The organism is Mesorhizobium sp. M7A.F.Ca.CA.001.08.2.1, from assembly GCF_003998455.1.
Taxonomy (GTDB): domain Bacteria; phylum Pseudomonadota; class Alphaproteobacteria; order Rhizobiales; family Rhizobiaceae; genus Mesorhizobium; species Mesorhizobium ciceri.
The window spans coordinates 1-1,028 of the sequence record NZ_RZPW01001227.1 but is presented as its reverse complement, the minus strand read 5'-3'; the positions used below and the strand labels follow the sequence as shown (position 1 = coordinate 1,028).

1 protein-coding gene and 1 pseudogene are annotated in these 1,028 nt (G+C 63.6%); both read left to right on the top strand.

Annotation, left to right across the window (positions count from 1 at the left end):
- Window positions 1-427, top strand: a pseudogene (locus EN914_RS36395) (glutamate-cysteine ligase family protein); the annotation flags it as partial.
- Window positions 428-527: 100 nt separating this feature from the next.
- Window positions 528-1,028, top strand: a 501-nt coding sequence (locus tag EN914_RS36390; RefSeq protein WP_127389733.1) for a DUF937 domain-containing protein, incomplete at its 3' end; no start/stop codon positions are given.

The window sequence follows — 1,028 nt, the reverse complement described above, 5'->3', positions numbered from 1 at the left end:
GCTGAAGCGCTTCCTCGAGATGCGCGGCGCCGATGGCGGGCCATGGCGGCGCATCTGCGCGCTGCCGGCCTTCTGGGTCGGATTGCTTTATGATGAGGCCGCACTCGATGCCGCCGAGGCGCTGACCTCGAGCTGGACGTATGAAGAAACGCTGGCGATGCGCAATGCCGTGCCGGAACAAGGCATCTCCGCACCGTTCCGCAACACCACGCTGCGCGAGATCGCGCGTGACGTGATGGTCATTTCCCGCATGGGACTGAAGAACCGTGGCAAGAAGAACCGCGACGGCTACGACGAGACCTCCTTCCTCAACACGTTGGACGAAGTGGTGGCGCGGGGCACCACCAGCGCCGAGGAGATGCTGTCGGCCTACCACACGCGCTGGGGCGGCTCGATCGAGCCGGTTTTCATGGAATACGCCTATTAACCCTCGGATTTGGCAAAGCTGACCGGCCGGCAAAAGTCGCTTCAATCGGAAGTGGAAACAAACTAGGCTTCTTCGGCGAGGATTTCCGGAGGAGACGCCGATGCCCACCTTGTTCGACATGCTGACGCAGGCCCAGAACGGCAACGGCATGCAGGCCCTTGCCCAGCAATACGGGCTTTCAATGCAGCAGACGCAAGCCGCGGTCGCTGCATTGCTGCCGGCCTTTTCGCAGGGGCTGCAACGCAACACCGCCGACCCCTATGGGCTCGGCGCCTTCATGACGGCGATGGCCAGCGGCCAGCACGCCAAGTATTTCGAGGACGCAACCCGGGCCTTCTCGCCGCAAGGCGTCGATGAGGGCAACGGCATTCTCGGGCACCTGTTCGGTTCGAAGGATCTGTCTCGCGCCGTGGCCAGCCAGGCGGCGCAAGCCAGCGGCGTCAATCAGCAGATCCTGCAGCAGATGCTGCCGGCGATCGCCTCGATGGTCATGGGCGGGCTGTTCAAGCAGACGGCAAACCAGATGCAGGCCGCCGGTGGTTTTGGCGGCGGCGGCAACAATCCGCTCGGCGAGATCATCGAGCAGATGATGCGGCAAGGC